Below are 14,067 nucleotides of genomic sequence, written 5' to 3' on the forward strand. Positions count from 1 at the left end.
CCGTCGACCCCGAGTGTGCTGCAGAGCACATCTCGACCCTTGCGCGACGACGAGGGGAACGCCCCCTTGCGTGACACCACGAATGGTGTCACCATGACGCCATGGACCTCTCCCGCTACGTCGACCACCTCCAGCACCAGCTCACCGCCGCGGCCGCCGCGGGCGGCGAGGAGGCGTCCGCGCTCGCCGACCGGCTCACCCCCGCCCTCGACGCCGCCGCCCGCCTGATGCTGCTCGAGGCGCTCTCCGACGCGACCGCGGAGATCTCGACCCGGCTCGCCCCGACCGCCGTCGACGTGCGCCTGCGCGGCGGCAGCCCCGAGCTCGTCATCACGCCCGGCCCGGAGGCCCCCTCCGAGGCCACGACCAGCACGCCTCCCGCCCCCGAGCACAGCGCTCCGGCGGCGGAGCCCGAGGGCGGCGCCACCTCCCGCACCACCCTGCGCCTGCCCGACCACCTCAAGTCCCGGACCGAGGCCGCCGCCGCCCGCGACGGCGTCTCCGTGAACACCTGGCTCGTCCGCGCGGTGGCCGCCGCGCTCGAGCAGCCCGTCGGCGCACCGACCCCGCCCGCGACGCACGGCCGGCGCATCACCGGCTGGGTGAGCTGAGCCCACCTCCCGGCACACGGCCCCACGCACGACACCACGACGACACCACCCCTGGAGCACCCCATGCCCACCTTCGCCGCCACCGCCCCGCTCGACCTCGTCCTCGACGTCCCCACCGCCGTCGTCCACCTCATCGCCTCCGACCGCGAGGACGCCGTCGTGACGGTGCTCCCCTCGGACCCCGACCGCAGCGGCAGCGTCCGCGCCGCCGAGGAGATCCGGGTCGAGCACCGTGACGACACCCTCACCGTCACCTCCCCCGGCGCATGGAAGCAGTACGTGCGGCCGTTCTCCGCCGGCACGGCACAGGTCACGGTCGAGCTCCCCACCGGATCCTCCGTGCGCGGCAGGGCCGGGTCCCTGCTCACCGAGGGCACCCTCGGCGCCGTCGACGCGACGCTCGCGAGCGGCGACGCCCGTCTCGCCGAGGTCACGCGCCTCGCCCTGACGGTGAGCGCCGGCTCCGCCGTGGTCGACCGCATCGAGGGCGACGTGAACGTCGAGGTGGGCGCCGGCTCCGTGCGCATCGGCGCGCTCAGGGGCGAGGGCGGCGTCCGCGCCGCGAACGGCACCACCATCGTCGACCGGGTCGAGGGGACCCTCGAGATCACCGGGGCCCACGCCGACCTCACCGTCGGCACCCTCCACGGCGACCTCACGGCGCGGACCGCGCACGGGAGCCTGCGCGTGGACCGGATCGACGCCGGCAGCGCGTCCCTCACGACGTCCTTCGGGTCGATCGAGGTGGGGGTCCCCGAGGGCACCGCCGCCCATCTCGACCTCGCGACCGAGCACGGGACCGCCCGGAACCTCCTCACCCCCGCCGACGGCCCCCTCGAGGGCTGGCCCACCGCCCGCATCCGGGCCGTGACCCGCTTCGGCGACGTGCTCGTGCGCCGCCCCTGACCCTGCCCATCCGAAGGAGACACGACATGAGTCCCGCACCGGCGACCGCCACCACCCCTGCTCGCCCGCCCGCGGCCGAGCCTGCCCTGCGGATCCGCGGCATCGAGAAGTCCTTCGGCGACCTCGCCGTGCTGCGCGGGGTCGACCTCGACATCCCGCGCGGCACCGTCCTCGCGCTGCTCGGCTCCAACGGGGCCGGCAAGACGACGCTCGTGCGGATCCTGTCCACCCTGATCACGCCCGACGCCGGCACCGCCCTCGTCGACGGGCACGACCTGGGCTCCGATCCCGCCGCCGTGCGCGGAGCACTGAGCCTCACCGGCCAGTTCGCCGCGGTCGACGGCGTCCTCACCGGCCGCGAGAACCTGGTCCTGGTCGCCCGGCTCCGCCATCTGAGCAGGCCCGGTCGCGTCGCCGACGAGCTCCTCGAGCGCTTCTCCCTGACCGAGGCGGGGCGCCGGCCCGCGGCGACCTACTCGGGCGGCATGCGACGCCGCCTCGACATCGCCATGAGCCTCGTCGGCGACCCGCCGATCATCGTCCTCGACGAGCCGACGACCGGGCTCGACCCCACCTCCCGCCTCGAGACCTGGAGGACGATCAGCGCCCTCGCCGCGGCCGGCACCACCGTCCTGCTGACCACGCAGCACCTCGAGGAGGCCGAGCGGCTCGCCGACTCCATCGCCGTCCTGCACGGGGGCCGGATCATCCAGCACGGCACCCTCGAGGACCTCCGCCGGCTGCTCCCGCCCGCCGAGATCGAGCACGTCGAGAAGCGCCCCTCCCTCGAGGACGTGTTCCTCACCCTCGTCGGCGAGCCCACCACCCAGCGGACGAACGAGGACCTCCGATGACCACCGCGCACATGATCAGCGATACCCGGGTGCTCACCGCGCGCTCCCTGCGGCACATCCTCCGCAGCCCCGACACCATCATCACCACCGCCCTCACCCCGGTCGCGATCCTGCTGCTGTTCGTGTTCGTGCTCGGCGGCGCCATCGAGACCGGCTCCGGCGGCTCCTACGTCGACTACCTGCTGCCGGGGATCCTGCTCATCACGATCGCCTCCGGTGTCGCGTACACCTCGTACCGGCTGTTCCAGGACATGCAGGGCGGGATGGTCGAGCGGCTCCAGTCGATGCCGATCGCGCGGTCGAGCATCCTGTGGGCGCACGTGCTCACCTCCCTCGTCGCGAACCTCGTCTCCGCCGGCCTGGTGATCGGCATCGCGCTGCTGCTCGGCTTCCGCAGCGGGGCCTCCCTCGGGGCGTGGCTCGCCGTGATCGGCATCCTCGCCCTGTTCACCCTCACGCTCACCTGGATCGCGGTGATCGCCGGGCTCGCAGCGAGGACGGTCGACGGGGCGAGCGCCTTCAGCTACCCGCTCATCTTCCTGCCCTTCATCAGCTCCGCCTTCGTCCCCACGGACTCCATGCCGGCCCCGGTGGCCTGGTTCGCCCGGCACCAGCCCGTGACCTCGATCGTGGACACGCTGCGCGCCCTGCTCGCCCAGGAGCCCGTCGGCGGGGAGATCGTGACGGCGCTCGGCTGGCTGCTCGGGATCCTCGTCCTCGCCGGCATCGCCGCCGCGGCCGTCTACCGACGCCGCCTCCGCTGATCGACGGACGGCCCGCCCGCTCGCATGGGGGAAGGGGAGTGCCCCATCCCTCACGCGGGCGCGCCCGGCCGCCGGGAACGGCGTGGGATCATGGCCGTCGCGACCAGCACCCCGAGGAGGTCCCCGTGAGCAGCACCGGCCTGATCCTCCTCGCGAGCGCCTTCATCCTGCTGCTCATCACGATCCTCACGCTCTACTCGACGACGATGACGTTCCGTCGGAGCCGGCTCTCGCCGTGGACCGTGCTGCTCGGGCTCGCGACCCTCACCACCGGGATCGTCGGCGTCGTCCTGCTCTGACCGGGCGGGAGACGTCGTCGCCGTCCGACAGGGGCTCCGCGCTCCCGGTGCGCCGATCCCGGCTCCCGAGGGCTACCGTCGGACCATGACCCCGACCCCGCTGCTGCCCTCCCTCGGCGTCGACCTCCCCCTCGTGGGAGCACCGATGGCCGGCGGCCCCAGCTCCCCCGCGCTCGTCGCCGCCCTCGCCTCCGCCGGCGCGCTGCCGATGGTCGCCGGGGGCTACCTCTCCCCCGAGGACCTCGCCGAGCGGATCTCCGCGGCGCGCGCCACCGGCCGCCCCTTCGGCGTGAACCTCTTCGTGCCCGGTCCACAGGACCTCGACCGGGCCGCCTTCGCCCGCTATGCGGAGCGCCTCGCCCCCGAGGCGGAGCAGCTGGGCCTGACCCTCGACCCCGCGCCGCGCGCGGACGACGACGCCTACCCCGCGAAGCTCGCGCTGCTCCTCGACGATCCCGTCCCGCTCGTGACCTTCACCTTCGCCCCGCCCACGGCGGCCGACGTCGCCGCCCTGCAGCGCGCCGGCTCCCGGGTGCTCGTCACCGTGACGACGCCCGAGGAGGCCCGCGAGGCGGAGGCGCGCGGGGCCGACGGCCTCGTCGCGCAGGGTCCGCGAGCGGGCGGCCACTCCGGCACCTGGGACCCGGGGCGGCGGATCGGCGAGGAGGACACCGCGGCCGTGGTGCGCGCCGTCCGTGCACGGAGCACGCTCCCGATCGTCGCCGCCGGCGGCGTGGACGGCACGGCCGCCGTGACCGCGCTCCGGGAGTCCGGGGCCGAGGCGGTCGCCGTCGGCACCCTGCTGCTGCGCGCCGAGGAGGCCGGGACCTCCGCGACGCACCGCGAGGCCCTCGCCGACCCGCGCTTCACCGCCACCGCCGTCACCCGCGCCTTCACCGGACGGCCCGCCCGCGCGCTGCGCACCCCGTTCCTCGAGCGGCACGACGCCGAGGCGCCCACCGCCTACCCCGCCGTGCACCACCTGACCCGCGCCCTGCGGGCCGAGGCGAGCCGCCGCGGCCTGGCCGAGCTCGTGCACCTCTGGGCCGGCACCGGGTTCCGTGCGGCACGCGCGGTCCCCGCCCGCACCGTGATCGACGACCTCGCCCGCGGCCTCTGATGGCGCGCACCGTCACCGCCCCCGACCCCCGGGACGACGATCTCCCCCGCCCCGGAGGCCCGGCCCGACCGCGCACCGTGCACCTGACCGAGAGCGACCTGCCCGCCGTGGTCGAGCGCTCCGACTGGGACGAGGGGTGGGTGCTGAGGATCGGAGGGATCGAGCAGTCGCACGTGGACCTCGAGGACCCCTCGCGGATCGCCCACGAGTACCTCCGCCGCATCGCCGCCGCGGTGGACACCGTGCGGCCCCGCGGCGAGCCGATCACGATCGCCCACCTCGGCGGCGGCGCCCTCACCCTCGTGCGGTACGTGCAGGCCACGCGGCCCGACTCCGAGCAGCTCGTGATCGAGCTCGAGCGGGAGCTCGTCAGCTTCGTCATCGGCGCGCTGCCGCTGCCCGAGGGCACGCGGCTCGAGGTGGTGGTGGGCGATGCCCGCGACCGGCTGCGCGAGATGCCCGGCCGCCTCTTCGACGCCGTGGTGCTGGACGTCTTCTCCGGCGAGGCGTCTCCCCCGCACCTCGCCGCCGAGGAGTTCTACGTCGAGGCGCTCGAGCACCTCGAGACGGACGGCATGCTGCTGGTCAACGTCGGCGACGACGCGGGCCAGCACTTCATCGCGGCCCAGGCCGCGGCGCTCGAGGCGGCGAGCGCCTCCCTCGGCCTGCCCGGCGTGCGGATGCTGACGGCGGCCGCCCTCGTGGAGCGCGGCGACTTCGGCAACTACGTGCTCCTCGCCGGCGGCGCCCTCGCCGCGGCGGACATCGACGACCAGGCGCAGCGCTGGTGGGCGGCGGGCCCCCATCCCGCGGCGGTGCTCGATCCGGAGGAGACCGCCCGCTTCGTCTGGAAGCACGGCCGCTGACCCCGGCGGTCCGTCGTGCCGGCGCCCTGGTGCAGTCAGCCATGCCGCGCTGACGCCCGCGCAAGCGACGTCTCCTTCCACTGAGTGGAAGGAGACGTCGCTTGCTCGCCGTTCATCGGCCGGGGGGGAGGAGAGAAGGAAGGACAGGGAGACCTGCGCCCCGCCCGCGGAAGTCGCTCGTCCGTCGGCCCCCTTCCCTAGCGTGAGCATCACGCCACGGAAGGAGGCAGCCGATGTCCCCGACGATCCTCGACCGGTCCTCCGGTCGCAGCCCTGCCGAGGTCGAGCGCGACCGGATCCTGGAGGGCCTCCTGGAGGCGCGCCCGGCGCTCGCCGCACGCATCTCCCGCGGGCCGAGCGGCGCGCTGACGATCCCGCTCACGGGCGGGCGTCACGTGGAGATCGGCCGCCTGCCGTGCCGGGGCCGCGCCCGCTGGGTGGTCGTCTCCCCCGCGGGCGAGGGGGCGATGGTGCAGGAGCCGCGCGGCACCGCGGCGCTCGTGCGCGCGGTGCTCCGCGCCCTCGACGGCGCCGCGGCCGGCACCACGGGCGGCGCCGGGGTCCCCGTGCACCGGGCCTGCTAGCGTCGATCGCATGAGCGCGACGAGCAGCAGCGACAGCCGGCACCTCAGCGTGGTCGTGGAGCGTCCCTGGAAGGACGTCTACGCCTTCGCCGCCGATCCGCGGAACCTGCCGCGCTGGGCCGCGGGCCTCGCGGGCAGCGACCCGCAGCGGGAGATCGAGCAGTGGTCGATGAGCTCCCCGATGGGCAGGGTGCTCGTGAGCTTCGCGCCGGAGAACCCGTACGGGGTGCTCGACCACACCGTCACCCTCGAGAGCGGCGAGTCCACGCTGAACCCGATGCGCGTGCTGCCGCTGGGCGAGGACCGCAGCGAGGTGGTCTTCACCCTGCGCCGCGGCACGATGGGCGAGGACGAGCTCGCGGCCGACGAGGCCGCGGTCAGCGCGGACCTCGCGACCCTGAAGGGCCTGCTCGAGGAGCGCTGAGCCGCGGCTCGTCCCCGCCGGCCGGCGCTCGGTCAGTCCCAGGAGGCGGTGTCCGGGTCCACGCCGTGGGCGCGGGCGTCCTCCTCGATGACCTCGCGGAGCCAGGCGGCGAGGCCGGGCGCGTGGGCGTCGTAGGTCGCGGTGAACCGGGGATCCTCCGTGTACATCCGGGCGAGGATCACCTGCCGGCCGTGGCCGCAGGGGTAGTGCACGCCGATCCAGTCACGGTGCCGGGCGGCGAGCGCGGACGCCTCGTCGTCACCGGGGCGCACCCCGGCCGTCATGGCGGCGGCGAGGTCCCGGTGCAGCTGATCGGTCGCGGCGGCGAGCTCCTCCCATTCGGCCGTGCTGCGGCGGCGGGAGCGCTCGGCGGTCTCCGTCGCGGCGGGGGTGCCGCCCCAGCGGTCCTGGGCCTCCTGCATCCACTCGGGGTCCCAGGCGGGGCCGAAGAGTCGGGCCTGCTGCTCGGCGTCGAGGGCGGGGAGGGCGGTGCTCTCGTCCATGGGGGTGATCCTCTCGATCATGGCGTCCACGGTGCGGGCCGTGGCGGTGAGGTGGGTGATGCGCTCCGCGAGGAGCGTGCGCTGCCGGCGCAGGTGCGCGAGCGGGTCCGCGTCCGGGTCGTCCAGGAGCGGGGCGATCCGGGCGAGCGGGATCCCGATCTCGCGGTAGACGAGCACCTGCTGGAGCCGGGCGATGTCGCCCGCGCCGTAGAGGCGGTAGCCCGCGGGGCTGCGCCCTCCCGGGACCACCAGGCCGATCTCGTCGAAGTGGTGGAGCGTGCGCACGCTGACGCCCACCAGCTCGGCGGTGCGGCCCACGGTGAGGTCCTCGTCCTGTGTCATGACCCCAGCGAACACCCTCCCGTCGCGTGAGGGTCAAGCCCCTTCCCTCCCCGTCCCCCGTCGCCCTCCCCTAGGCTCGCCGGCATGAGAGTCGACGCCTCGACCCCCGCCCTGCACGCCCGTGTCCTCGGCGCCGGGGTCGCGGGCCTCGCCGCCGCCCATGCCCTCGCCGCTCGCGGCCATCGGGTGGAGCTGATCGACGAGTCCTTCTCGGTCCCGGAGGTGGGGACCTCGCTCGGGCTGTTCGGGCCGGCCCGGCGGGCGCTCGACCGGCTCGGACTGCTCGAGGCGGTCACCGCCCGCTCCGCCCGGCCCCGGGAGGGCGTGCTCGTGGGCCGGGAGGGTCGTGTGCTCGCCCGCGTCCCCGCCGGGGACACGCTGCTGGTGCCGCGCAGCGATCTCGTGCGGATCCTCCGCGACACGCTCCCGGACGCGGTCGAGCGTCGGACGGCCCGGATCGAGGAGGTCGAGGAGCTGCGCGCGGGAGCGGACCTGCTCGTGGGAGCCGACGGGGTCCGCTCCGCCGTCCGGAGGCGGTTCTGGCCCGGCGACCAGCGCCCGCGGTCGCTCGGCATGACGGTGCTCCGCGGCACGGCGGAGATCGCCCCGCCGGAGATCTCGGAGACCTGGGGCGGGGGCTGGCTGTTCGGGATCACGCCGCTGCCCGGGGACCGCGCGAACTGGTTCGCGTGCCTGCCGGAGCACCGCACGCCGAGCCGGGAGGAGGATCTCGCGCACCTGCGCGGCATGGTCGGCGGGCACCGACCGGGGATCGACGCCGTCCTCGACGCGGCGACGCCGGGGGCGACCCTCGTGCACGGGATCCATGTCGCGCCGCCGCTGCGCAGCCCTGTGCGGGGACCGGTGGTGCTGATCGGCGACGCGGCGCATGCGATGGCGCCGAACCTGGGCCACGGGGCGAACACGGCGCTCGTCGACGCCCTGGACCTCGCGGAGCGCCTCGGCGCCGTCGGGCACCGGGACGGGAGCGGGCGGGAGGGCGGTGGGGCCGACGTCGCCGCGGCCCTGCGCGCGCACGCGCGACGCCGAGGGCCCGCCGGTCAGGCGTGGCGGCTCGGCTCGTCCCTCATGGCGCGCACGGCGATGGCGGGCGGCGCGCCTGCACGGCTCCGCGACGGGGCGCTCGGCGCGCTGGGGACCGTGACGGGGGTCAGGCGGTCTTCCGCGCGAGCGTCGTGATGACGTGCCAGTGCTTCTTGTCCGCCTGGAAGCGGCCGTCCTCGTCGCGGATCGAGCGGTCCAGGACCTGGAAGCCGCGGAACATCGCGTCGATCTGCGGGGCGTCGAGGGCGGCGATGTCGTCCCGCCCGACCCACGAGTCGTTCCGGCCGATGACGTCGACGGCCATCACGCCGCCGCGGGGCAGCGCGGAGACCAGGCGGGGCCAGGTCCGGGCGAGGCCCTCCTCGCCGAGCAGGGAGAGCGTGTAGGTCGAGTAGACGATCCGCGCGGGCGGGAACTCGAGCACCGAGGTGACGTCGGTGTGGTGGAAGCGCACGGTGCCGCTCATCCGCTGGTTCTCGACGAGCCGCGCGGCGAGGGTGTCGTCCGCGTCGTAGGCGTGCACGGTCCAGCCGCGGCGGGCGAACTGGAGGGAGTCGGCGCCGGCGCCGGCGCCGATGTCCAGCACGGTGCCGGGGCGGCGCGCGCCCCCGGCGGCGGTGATCGCCCGGTCCACCAGGCGGCGCGCGGGTCGCCCGGCGGCGCTCGCGTTCAGCGCTCCCCAATCCACCGTCTGGGCTGTGTCCATGCCCACGACTCTGGACCCTTGTCGATGCGTGTTCAACTTCTCGTGACCCAGGCCGCGCCCGTTTTCGTCACGGGCGAACACGGGTGGCGGCCGGGAATAGACGGGACCCCCGGGGAGTATGGGTTCGGGGCATCGGACCGGAGACGCGGATGCGGCGGACGCCGCGGTCGCCGCACGCCGCCCCGGAGCGCACCGGGAGCGGCCCTCCGCGCGGGCCGGGGCCGCGGGCCAGCGCGGCGCCGAGCCTGCTCCCGCCTAGGATGGCTCCCATGCCGGAGACCACCTCGCGAAGCGGCGCTCCCCTGAGGATCGCCGCGATCTCGCTGCACACCTCCCCGCTCGAGGACCCGGGCGGGGACGACGCCGGCGGCATGAACGTCGTGGTGCTCGAGCTGTCCCTCGCCCTCGCCCGGGCGGGCCACACCGTCGAGCTCATCACGCGCCGCGCCGCGCCGGACGCCCCGGACGTGGTCGACGTCGCCCCCGGGGTGCGCCTGCACCACCTCGACGCGGGCCCGCCCGCGACGCTCGCGAAGAGCGCGATGGAGCAGGCCATCGACCCGTTCCGCGAGCACCTCGGCGCTCTCCTCGCCGCGCTCGACGTGGACCTCGTCCACTCCCACCACTGGTTCAGCGGCGTCGCCGCCCTGCCGGTGGCGCGCGAGCTCGGGATCCCGCACCTGCAGTCCTTCCACTCGGTCGCGGCCCCGGAGGGCTCCGGCTCGCTCGACGCGGGCGAGCCCGCGGAGTCGCCCGGCCGGATCCCCGGCGAGGCGGCCGTCGCGGAGGGCTCCGACCTCGTGGTCGCGGTCTCCGAGGCGGAGGCGCGCACCGTCGCCGAGCGCTACGGCGTGCCCGGGGAGCGCATCGCGATCGTCCGCCCCGGGGTGGACGTCGAGCGCTTCCGCCCCTCGCCGGAGGATCCCGAGGAGCGCCGGCAGCGCCCCACGCTCCTGTTCACCGCGCGCCTGCAGCCGCTCAAGGCCCCCGATCTGGCCCTCGAGGTGCTCGCCCACCTCGACCCGGAGATCGGGGCCCGGCTCGTGCTCGCCGGCGGCGTCTCCCAGGACTTCGCCCCGTACCTCCAGCAGCTCCGCGACCGGGCCCGTGAGCTCGGTGTCGAGGACCGGGTGGAGTTCGCCGGATCGATGGGCCGGGAGCAGCTCGCCGCGGCCATGCGCGGGGCCGGCGTGCTGCTGCTGACGAGCTGGTCGGAGACCTTCGGCCTCGTCGCGCTCGAGGCACAGGCGAGCGGCACCCCCGTCGTGGCCTGGCGCTGCGCGGGCGGCGTGAAGGAGGCGGTGGGGCCGGGAGGCGTGGTGCTCGGCAGCCGTGACCCTGACGTGTGGGCGGAGGCCGTGGAGGCGATGCTCGGCGATCCTGCACGCTTCGCGGAGGCCGTCGCCGCCTCCCGCGAGTTCGCGACGACCCGCACCTGGGAGGCCTCCGGCGAGGCGCTCGCCGCGCTGTACCGCGAGCAGCTCACGCGCACGGAGGCCCGGCGATGACCCCCTCCCCTCAGGACCCGCAGGACCCGTGGGCGCTGCTCGACGGCGCCCGCCGGGTGCTCGTCGTCCACGCCCATCCGGACGACGAGACCCTCTCCACCGGCCCGCTCGTCGCGGATCTCACCGCGCGCGGCGTGCACGTCGAGCTCGTCACCGCGACCCGCGGCGAGGAGGGCGAGGTGGTCCCCGGCGCGATCGCGGAGGACGACGACCGCCCGCTCGACGAGGTCCGCTCCGCGGAGATCGACGGTGCGTCGCGCGCGCTCGGCCTCGCGGCCCGGCACCTCCTGGGGACGGCGCCGGCCCTCGCCGCGGGCGCCGGCCCTCGCCGCTATCGCGACTCGGGCATGCAGTGGATCCGCGAGGGGCTCGCCGGCCCCTCGGACACCGCCGGGGAGGACAGCCTCACCCGTCGGCCCCTCGAGACGGAGGTCGCGGACCTCCTCGCGCTGATCGCCGCCACCGGACCGGACGTGATCGTCAGCTACGACGACGAGGGCACCTACGGCCATCCCGACCACGTGCGCACCCACCACCTGGCGCGCGCGGCGAGCGCGGAGAGCTCCGTCCCGATGCTCGAGATCTCCGAGCACGGCGCGGTGCGGGAGCTGCCGGGCACCGCCGCGGCGGTGACGGCGGCGCTGCGCTGCTACCGCACCCAGCTCACGGTCGTCTCCGCCGACGACGCGGGGGTGCTCGTGCGCCACGTGGGCGGCCAGGACCAGCTCGTGCCCTTCGCCGCCGGGCTCCGCACCTCGGCACACGTCGCGCGCTCCTGAGCCCGGGGCAGGGTCGGGGCGGCGACGCTCAGAGGGTGACGTCGAGCAGGGTCGGCAGGTGGTCGGAGGCCCCGGCCAGGCGCTCCCGGCTCACCCGCTCCGTGGCGTGCACCGACCGCGCCGCCCGGACCCGCACCCCCGGCGAGGCGAGGACCGCGTCGATCCGGCGCTGCGGCCGTCGCGCCGGGAAGGTCCACTCGCCCTGGTCGGCGGGATCGTCGCACAGCGGCGCGAGCAGCGTGCGGGCGGTGCCGTCGGCCGTCTCGTTGAGGTCCCCACCGAGGATCACCGGGGACCCGGCGCGGCGCACGAGCGCGGCGAGGTGCTCGGCATGGGCACGACGGTTGCCCTCCTGCAGCGCGAGGTGCGTCGCGGCGACGACGACGGAGCGGCCGTCCCCCGCCGGGACGGAGAGCCGCACCGCGGCGACGCCCCGCGGGTAGGTCGAGTTCAGGTCCGAGACCCTCTGGGAGACCCCGTGCGCACCGCGACGGACCACCTGCGCGGCGACCGCGTCGGTCGCGAGCACGGCGAGGCCGCGGCCGCGGACCCCGCCGCCCACGAGCACGCGCCGGTCCAGCCGCCGGGACAGCCAGCCGAGCCGTGCGCGCGGCAGCACGAAGCGCGGCGCCTCCTGGACGAGCAGGACGTCCGGGGCGAGGTCCTCGACGGTGTCGATGATCGCGGGGAGGTCGCCGCGCAGCTCCCACAGGTTCCAGGAGAGGATCCGCAGGTCCCAGCCGGCGCCGCTCATGCGGACCGCTCCCGCCCCTCGCCGGCGCTCCCGACCGGACCGATCACGCGGTCGGTGAGGCTGACCAGCTCGTCGAGCTCGTAGCCGGGCCAGCCGAAGAGCATGCGCCGCCACTCGGGCGGCACGGACTTCACGCCGAGGGCGGCGCCGGCGAGGGCGCCCGCGATGCACGCGACGGTGTCGGTGTCGTAGCCGGCGCGCGCCGCGGCGTCGAGCACGCGGCGCAGCATGTCGCGGCGGGCGAAGCGGTCCTCGGGGATCGGGCCGGCGCCGTGGACGGCGGCGAGCGCCGCCTGGAAGGCGTGGACGACCCAGCCGTTGCGCCGGAAGTCCTCCGGCGCGGCGCCCTCCGCCTCGTCGATGCGGCTGCTCCACAGGGCGCGACGGTCCTCGTCGAGCCGCTCGAGGCCGCGCCGCACGTCGATCTCCCCGGTCAGCACCGCATGGCGCACGGCGAGGCCCCAGAGCATGCAGGCCTCGACCGTGTCGGGGTGGACGTGGGTGAGCGTGCACACGGCCTCGATGCCGGAGACGGCGTCGTCCTCGGAGGTGAGGAGGTACGGGAGCACGGCGGCGTGGGTGCGCATGAGCGAGCCGTTGCCGGCGTTGCGGGGCGTCGCCTCGTGGGCGGCCTCCGCGGCGCGGCGGAGGTCCGCGGCGCGCGGCGCGAAGTGACCGTCCTCACGGGCGTTGTCCGCGGCGCGGCGCATGACGGAGGAGGTGAGGGTGCCGATGTCCGGGGTGCCGAGGGACCACGAGTACCACTCGCGGGCGATCTGGTCCTGCGCGGAGTCGACGCGGAGGTCGTGCAGACCCGGGGACGTCGCCGCCGCCTCGAGCACCACGATCGCCATCGAGGTGTCGTCGGTCCACTCGCCGGGCTGCCAGTCGAGGATGCCGCCGCCCACCATGTCGACGTCGTCGGAGGCGGCCACCGGCGCCTGGAACTCGTAGGGCGCGCCGAGGGCGTCCCCCGTCGCCGCGGCGACCACGGCACCGAGCGCTCGCTGCCTCTGCGCAGGCGTCAGCCCCATGCCCTCGACCTTCCTGCCGTCCGACGTCACAGGGGGCATCGTCGCACATCGGATCGGGGCCACCCTGATCCCGGTACCCTGGTGGGGACCAGAAGGAGCTCCATGACCGAGACCCCGGGGACCTCCCCCCGCGTGGAGGGCACCGCCGACTCCTGCGCCGCGACGCCGCAGGATCCGCACACCGCCCACGACCCGCACGACCACTCCGACCACGACCATCCGCCGACGGGCGCGGACCTCGTCCGGGACCTCGTGCGCGGGCTCTCGATCGTCGCGCTGCTGATCCCCGTCGTGATCGTCGTCCTGCTGCTCGCGATCCTGCCGATGGCACCCTCGACCCCGCTGCCGCTCGTGCTGGGCCTCGGGCTCGGCGCCGCGCACCTGCTCTCCCTCGTGGTGACGAGCCTGTTCGTGAGCCGCACGCGCCGCCAGCTGGCCGTGAACCCGGGGCTGCTCGCCGTGCGCAGCGCGGTCGAGGAGCTCCTGCGCGTGGCCGCCGTGCTGCTGGGCCTGCTGCTGTGGCCCGGGGAGCTGCGCGGAGAGCTCGGCGTGTGGATCGGTGCGGGCGCCGCGATCGTGTGGCTCGTGCTGGCCACCGCGCAGACCGTCTCCACCCGGCGCCGGATCGCGAGCCCCTCGCAGTGGGCGGAGGACGCCGTGGCGACGCTCCTGCACCATCGGGTGGGCGCCCGCTCCACGGTGGTCATGCGCCTGCTCGACGTCATCGGCACCGCGTGCTTCCAGGTGGGGGCGACGGTGCTCGTCATCCTCTCCCCCGTGCTCGTGATCGGCACGGCCGTGCTCTCGATCGGCTCGGGCCTCTCGACCCTCGTGCTCCAGCGCCGCCCGCCGGCGGAGCGCGCCGGCTCGGCCTGGGCGTACGTGCCGCTCGGCGTGGGCGTGCTCACCGTGCTGCTCGCCGTCCTCGGCCTCGCCACCGCCTGACCC

The 14,067-nt window shown here is 75.7% G+C and carries 17 protein-coding genes; 13 read left to right on the top strand and 4 right to left on the bottom strand.

Going from position 1 to position 14,067, the window contains the following annotated elements; genetic code table 11:
- Positions 1-101 precede the first annotated feature (101 nt).
- The 9 genes from NLU66_RS14110 to NLU66_RS14150 all read left to right on the top strand — a co-directional run bounded on the left by NLU66_RS14110 (position 102) and on the right by NLU66_RS14150 (position 6,428).
- Positions 102-611, top strand: a complete 510-nt coding sequence (locus NLU66_RS14110; protein ID WP_259360270.1) for a histidine kinase — start codon at positions 102-104, stop codon at positions 609-611.
- A gap of 63 nt (positions 612-674) precedes the next feature.
- On the top strand, positions 675-1,517 hold the full coding sequence (locus NLU66_RS14115; protein ID WP_259360271.1) for a DUF4097 family beta strand repeat-containing protein: 843 nt from the start codon (positions 675-677) through the stop codon (positions 1,515-1,517).
- A gap of 26 nt (positions 1,518-1,543) precedes the next feature.
- Positions 1,544-2,371 (top strand): ABC transporter ATP-binding protein, encoded by an 828-nt coding sequence (locus NLU66_RS14120; RefSeq protein WP_259360272.1) that lies wholly within the window; start codon positions 1,544-1,546, stop codon positions 2,369-2,371.
- Entirely contained in the window at positions 2,368-3,135 is a 768-nt protein-coding gene (locus NLU66_RS14125; protein WP_259360273.1) for an ABC transporter permease, read from the top strand. The genes NLU66_RS14120 and NLU66_RS14125 overlap by 4 nt, the downstream gene beginning before the upstream one ends.
- 125 nt (positions 3,136-3,260) lie before the next feature.
- The gene (locus NLU66_RS14130) at positions 3,261-3,434 is read left to right on the top strand and encodes a hypothetical protein (protein ID WP_259360274.1); all 174 of its coding nucleotides are present in this window, start codon (positions 3,261-3,263) and stop codon (positions 3,432-3,434) included.
- 85 nt (positions 3,435-3,519) lie between these two features.
- Positions 3,520-4,554: an NAD(P)H-dependent flavin oxidoreductase gene (locus tag NLU66_RS14135; RefSeq protein ID WP_259360275.1), complete on the top strand. Its 1,035-nt coding sequence runs from the start codon at positions 3,520-3,522 to the stop codon at positions 4,552-4,554.
- Positions 4,554-5,420: a spermidine synthase gene (locus tag NLU66_RS14140; protein ID WP_259360276.1), complete on the top strand. Its 867-nt coding sequence runs from the start codon at positions 4,554-4,556 to the stop codon at positions 5,418-5,420. The genes NLU66_RS14135 and NLU66_RS14140 overlap by 1 nt, the downstream gene beginning before the upstream one ends.
- 233 nt (positions 5,421-5,653) lie before the next feature.
- Entirely contained in the window at positions 5,654-6,004 is a 351-nt protein-coding gene (locus NLU66_RS14145; protein ID WP_259360277.1) for a hypothetical protein, read from the top strand.
- Between the two features lie 10 nt (positions 6,005-6,014).
- Positions 6,015-6,428 (top strand): SRPBCC family protein, encoded by a 414-nt coding sequence (locus NLU66_RS14150; protein ID WP_259360278.1) that lies wholly within the window; start codon positions 6,015-6,017, stop codon positions 6,426-6,428.
- Positions 6,429-6,460: 32 nt separating this feature from the next.
- Here NLU66_RS14150 and NLU66_RS14155 read toward each other — a convergent pair whose 3' ends face one another.
- Positions 6,461-7,273, bottom strand: coding sequence for a MerR family transcriptional regulator (locus NLU66_RS14155; RefSeq protein ID WP_259360279.1), 813 nt, complete (start codon positions 7,271-7,273; stop codon positions 6,461-6,463).
- A gap of 84 nt (positions 7,274-7,357) precedes the next feature.
- Between NLU66_RS14155 and NLU66_RS14160 the strand changes: the two genes are divergently transcribed.
- Positions 7,358-8,473: an FAD-dependent monooxygenase gene (locus NLU66_RS14160; RefSeq protein WP_259360280.1), complete on the top strand. Its 1,116-nt coding sequence runs from the start codon at positions 7,358-7,360 to the stop codon at positions 8,471-8,473.
- Here NLU66_RS14160 and NLU66_RS14165 read toward each other — a convergent pair.
- Positions 8,445-9,044 carry a class I SAM-dependent methyltransferase gene (locus NLU66_RS14165; RefSeq protein WP_259360281.1) on the bottom strand — a complete coding sequence of 200 codons (600 nt, stop codon included), beginning with the start codon at positions 9,042-9,044 and terminating at the stop codon, positions 8,445-8,447. The genes NLU66_RS14160 and NLU66_RS14165 overlap by 29 nt on opposite strands.
- 269 nt (positions 9,045-9,313) lie before the next feature.
- On the opposite strand from NLU66_RS14165, the gene NLU66_RS14170 reads away from it, so the two are divergent.
- Together NLU66_RS14170 and NLU66_RS14175 are read left to right on the top strand one after the other, a co-directional pair.
- A complete protein-coding gene (locus tag NLU66_RS14170; protein ID WP_259360282.1) occupies positions 9,314-10,552 on the top strand; it encodes a glycosyltransferase in 1,239 nt (412 codons plus the stop codon).
- The gene (locus NLU66_RS14175) at positions 10,549-11,331 is read left to right on the top strand and encodes a PIG-L family deacetylase (RefSeq protein ID WP_259360283.1); all 783 of its coding nucleotides are present in this window, start codon (positions 10,549-10,551) and stop codon (positions 11,329-11,331) included. Before NLU66_RS14170 ends, NLU66_RS14175 begins: the two co-directional genes overlap by 4 nt.
- 28 nt (positions 11,332-11,359) lie before the next feature.
- Here the strand turns inward: NLU66_RS14175 and NLU66_RS14180 are convergent, their stop codons facing one another.
- On the bottom strand, positions 11,360-12,085 hold the full coding sequence (locus tag NLU66_RS14180; RefSeq protein ID WP_259360284.1) for an endonuclease/exonuclease/phosphatase family protein: 726 nt from the start codon (positions 12,083-12,085) through the stop codon (positions 11,360-11,362).
- Entirely contained in the window at positions 12,082-13,119 is a 1,038-nt protein-coding gene (locus tag NLU66_RS14185) for an ADP-ribosylglycohydrolase family protein (RefSeq protein ID WP_259360285.1), read from the bottom strand. The genes NLU66_RS14180 and NLU66_RS14185 overlap by 4 nt, the downstream gene beginning before the upstream one ends.
- A gap of 102 nt (positions 13,120-13,221) precedes the next feature.
- On the opposite strand from NLU66_RS14185, the gene NLU66_RS14190 reads away from it, so the two are divergent.
- Positions 13,222-14,064 carry a hypothetical protein gene (locus NLU66_RS14190; protein WP_259360286.1) on the top strand — a complete coding sequence of 281 codons (843 nt, stop codon included), beginning with the start codon at positions 13,222-13,224 and terminating at the stop codon, positions 14,062-14,064.
- Positions 14,065-14,067 lie beyond the last annotated feature (3 nt).

This window comes from Brachybacterium sp. NBEC-018 (genome assembly GCF_024860185.1).
GTDB classification, from domain to species: Bacteria; Actinomycetota; Actinomycetes; order Actinomycetales; family Dermabacteraceae; genus Brachybacterium; species Brachybacterium rhamnosum.